The following is a 3,695-nucleotide window of genomic DNA, read 5'->3' as shown; positions in this document are numbered from 1 at the left end:
CGACTATCGCTTTTGCCATGACGCTGCCGACCGATCCCGCCGAAAACCTCGCCGCCCTTATCCGTTGCGCTTCGGTGACGCCCGCTGAGGGCGGCGCGCTGACCGCGCTGGAGACGATGCTCAAACCGCTCGGCTTCCTGGTCGATCGGCCGGTGTTTTCCGAAGACGGCACGCCCGATATCGAAAACCTCTATGCAAGGCGCTCCGGCAATGGCCCGCATCTGATGTTCGCCGGACACACCGACGTGGTGCCTGTCGGCGACGAAGCCGCCTGGACGCATCCGCCTTTCGCCGCCGAGATCGCCAATGGCGAGATGTATGGCCGCGGCGCCGTCGACATGAAGGGCGGCATTGCCTGTTTCATCGCCGCCGTGGCGCGCCATGTCGAGGCCAATGGCGGTCCGAAAGGGTCGGTCTCGCTGCTGATCACCGGCGACGAGGAAGGCCCGGCCATCAACGGCACGGTGAAGCTGCTCGAATGGGCGGCTTCGCGGGGCGAGAAATGGGATGCCTCTGTCGTCGGCGAGCCGACCAATCCGGACGCTCTCGGCGACATGATCAAGATCGGCCGCCGCGGCTCGATGTCCGGCGCGGTCACCGTCAATGGCCGCCAGGGCCATGTCGCCTATCCCCTGCTTGCCGACAATCCGGTGCGCGGGCTGATGAGCCTGGTCGACGCCTTGCTGCATCCGGTTTTCGACAAGGGGACCAGGGATTTCCAGCCGACCAATCTGGAGATCACCTCCATCGATGTCGGCAACCCCGCCACCAATGTCATTGCGGCCAAAGCGACCGCGACCTTCAACATCCGCTTCAACGACACCTGGACGGACGAGACCCTGCAGGCCGAGATCCACAACCGGCTCGACCAGGCGGCCAGGCGCAGGAAGTACCGGCAGGGCAAGAAGACGCCGGTCGACTACGAGCTCGTCTGGCGCGACCGGCCGAGCCATGTCTTCCTGACCCGCGACGACAGGCTTATCGAAACGCTGCGCGGCTCGATCAAGTCGGCGGTCGGCAAGGAGCCGACGCTGTCGACCTCCGGTGGAACGTCCGACGCGCGTTTCATCAAGGACTATTGTCCGGTGGTCGAGTTCGGGCTGGTCGGCAAGACAATGCATATGGTCGACGAGCGCGTCGCCATTGCCGATTTGGAAACGCTGACGCAAATCTACCAGCGCTTCATAGAAGACTGGTTCGGACAGGGCTGAACAGCATGCTTTCGGCGGACGAAACCCAAGCTTCGCTGACGGGCGCCTGGCGATTGATGCTCGGTAAGGCCGACGGCCTGCGCCTGCTCGACCTGTCGGCCGACGGCTTCTGGAATTCCTTCTTCGCCATTGTCGTTGCTGCACCGGCGCTGATCGTCGGCTGGGTCGGCATCGCCAACGAAATCGGCGATCCCGACGCCTTCGCGGGCCGCTTCAGCATGCTGGTCCGCCTGGCGACGGTCGACATCGGCTCCTGGGTGCTGCCGCTGGTTGCGCTCGCTTTCATCGCGCCGCGCGCCGGCATCGGCGGCCGCTTCGTCCACTACGTCGTCGCCAGCAACTGGGCTTCGGCCATCACCGCCTGGCTGATGCTGCCCTCGGCGCTAATCCGGCTTTTCCTGTCGTCCGCAAGCCAGGCTGCGAGCCTTGTGTCGCTGTTCCTGTTTGCCCTGTCGATGGTGCTGACCTGGCGCATGACCAACGCCACGATCGGCAGGGGCGCATCGGTCGGCACCGCCGTTTTCGTCGGCATGTTCATCGCCTCGCTGCTGGTGCTGTTCGGCCTGCAGACGCTGCTCGGCATCACCGTGCCGGACGATGCCGGAGTTCAGAGCCTGTCCGGGCTCGTCTCGACTGGATAATCGACACCGGTGAGAAACAGCCCGTCGGGTGGCGCCACCTGTCCGCAGGCGGCGCGGTCGTGCGCTTCGAGCGCCGTTTTCAGGTCGGCCGCGGTCCAGCCGCCGTCGCCGACGCGCTTGAGCGAGCCGACCATCGAACGTACCTGATTGTGCAGGAATGAGCGCGCCGAAGCCCTGACCTCGATCATGTCGCCCTGTCGGCTCACATCGAGCCGTTCCAGCGTCCTGATCGGGCTGCTGGCCTGGCACTGGGTCGAGCGGAAGGTGGTGAAATCATGCCGTCCGAGCAGGACTTTCGCCGCTTCGTGCATGGCGCCGGCGTCGAGCCGCTTCGGCACCCACCATACCTTGCCCTTGTCGAGCGCGGCCGGGGCACGGCGGTTCAGGATGCGGTAGAGATAGTGGCGGCCGATGGCCGAGAAGCGGGCGTCGAAGCTGTCGGAGACGACTGTCGCTTTCAGGATGGCGATGCGCGCCCCGCCCGCCTGCAGATGGGCGTTGACGGCATCGCGCACCTTGTCGCCCGGCCACGCCTTGGCGAGGTCGGCATGCGCCACCTGCGCGGTCGCATGGACGCCGGCATCGGTGCGGCCGGCGGCGCGCAGCCGGATCGCTTCGCCGCAGAATTTTTCGATCGCCCGCTCGATCGCCTGTTGCACCGAAGGCTGATCCGCCTGGTGCTGCCAGCCGGCAAACAGACTGCCATCATATTCGATGTCGAGGCGAAAACGCGGCATGCCGGGCGGCTATACGCTCTCGCCTACGCGGCGAGAGCGGTGAAGGCGGAGGCGTAGACCAGTGTGCCGGCCTCAGGCGCGTCGCCCCAGGCCAGCGCCTGCAGCGCTTCGCCCTGGTATTCGCTCTCGAAGTTCTCGGCACGCGTGTGGCTATATCCGAAACGCCCGTAATAGATGGGGTCGCCGAGCACCACAGCCAGCGTTTCGCCGGCATCCCTGAGGCGGATATGCGCCTCGCGGATCAGCGCGCCGCCGATGCCGCTGCCATGGAACGAGGGCTCCACCGCCAGCGGTGCCAGCGCCACGGCCGCGAAAGTCTTGCCGCCATTCTGGACGAACAGCCGCGAAAATAGGATGTGGCCGACCACCTGGCCGTCCTCTTCCGCCACCAGTTCGGCAACAGCGTCGCCGCCGGTCACCAGCGCGTCGACCAGACCGGCCTCCGCCTGCTGGCCGAAAGCGTGTTCCTCGACGAGGCGGATGGCCTCGCGATCCCGCGGCGTTGCCGCGCGTATCGACATCATGCTCATGAGAATTTCAGTCCTTTTTCGATCTTGGCCCCGCGCAGGAACTCCGACGCGGCAGCGGGCTTTCCGCCCGCGCGTTGAACTTCGACCAGCCTGATCGCGCCTGCCCCGCAGGCGACCGTCAGCCGGTCATCGAGAATTCCTCCCGACTCGCCCAACTCTTCCCAAAGCGACAGGCCTTGCGACAGCGTCGAGCGAAGCAGTTTCAGCCGCTCCTGACGGCCGCCAATTCCTATCTCCGACCACGCGCCGGGAAAGGGCGACAGGCCGCGAATATGATTGTGGACCTCACTTGCTGAGCGAGTCCAGTCCACGCGAGTCTCGGATTTATCGATTTTCTTGGCGTAGGTCACCCCATCCACAGCTTGTGCGGTGAATGTCAGGGCATTCCTTTCCAGTCGCGCCAGCGCTTCCACCATCAAGGCAGCACCGACACTCATCAACCGATCATGCAGATCGCCGGCTGTCATATCGGGTTCGATGGCGCATTTTTCAACCAGCCCGACCGGGCCGGTGTCCAGCCCCTCTTCCATGCGCATCACCATCATGCCGCTTTCCAGGTCGCCGGCCATGATGGTG

Annotated in this window: 5 protein-coding genes; 2 read left to right on the top strand and 3 right to left on the bottom strand. The window is 65.3% G+C overall.

Going from position 1 to position 3,695, the window contains the following annotated elements:
* The first annotated feature begins 17 nt into the window (after positions 1 to 17).
* A complete protein-coding gene (gene dapE / locus EOC06_RS21825) occupies positions 18 to 1,211 on the top strand; it encodes a succinyl-diaminopimelate desuccinylase (protein WP_127273255.1) in 1,194 nt (397 codons plus the stop codon).
* 5 nt (positions 1,212 to 1,216) lie between these two features.
* Positions 1,217 to 1,852, top strand: a complete 636-nt coding sequence (locus tag EOC06_RS21820; RefSeq protein ID WP_128308761.1) for a transporter — start codon at positions 1,217 to 1,219, stop codon at positions 1,850 to 1,852.
* Here EOC06_RS21820 and truA read toward each other — a convergent pair.
* The 3 genes from truA to EOC06_RS43100 all read right to left on the bottom strand — a co-directional run.
* Positions 1,819 to 2,589 carry a tRNA pseudouridine(38-40) synthase TruA gene (truA, locus tag EOC06_RS21815; RefSeq protein WP_128308760.1) on the bottom strand — a complete coding sequence of 257 codons (771 nt, stop codon included), beginning with the start codon at positions 2,587 to 2,589 and terminating at the stop codon, positions 1,819 to 1,821. The two genes, EOC06_RS21820 and truA, sit on opposite strands and share 34 nt — an antisense overlap.
* 23 nt (positions 2,590 to 2,612) lie before the next feature.
* The gene (locus EOC06_RS21810; RefSeq protein WP_127271002.1) at positions 2,613 to 3,119 is read right to left on the bottom strand and encodes a GNAT family N-acetyltransferase; all 507 of its coding nucleotides are present in this window, start codon (positions 3,117 to 3,119) and stop codon (positions 2,613 to 2,615) included.
* A partial coding sequence (locus EOC06_RS43100; RefSeq protein WP_281062098.1) for a methionyl-tRNA formyltransferase occupies positions 3,116 to 3,695 on the bottom strand: 580 nt, incomplete at its 5' end. The genes EOC06_RS21810 and EOC06_RS43100, both read right to left, overlap by 4 nt.

The organism is Mesorhizobium sp. M7A.F.Ca.MR.362.00.0.0 (genome assembly GCF_004023175.1).
Classification (GTDB): domain Bacteria; phylum Pseudomonadota; class Alphaproteobacteria; order Rhizobiales; family Rhizobiaceae; genus Mesorhizobium.
Note: the sequence above shows the minus strand (reverse complement) of the source record. Positions and strands in the feature narration are given on the sequence as shown.

What these genes read in the sequence shown, in the direction of transcription:
- dapE (WP_127273255.1), top strand. Translation starts at nt 18, where the DNA reads ATGACGCTGCCGACCGATCCCGCCGAAAACCTCGCCGCCCTTATCCGT.
- EOC06_RS21820 (WP_128308761.1), top strand. Translation starts at nt 1,217, where the DNA reads ATGCTTTCGGCGGACGAAACCCAAGCTTCGCTGACGGGCGCCTGGCGA.
- truA (WP_128308760.1), bottom strand. Translation starts at nt 2,589, where the DNA reads ATGCCGCGTTTTCGCCTCGACATCGAATATGATGGCAGTCTGTTTGCC.
- EOC06_RS21810 (WP_127271002.1), bottom strand. Translation starts at nt 3,119, where the DNA reads ATGAGCATGATGTCGATACGCGCGGCAACGCCGCGGGATCGCGAGGCC.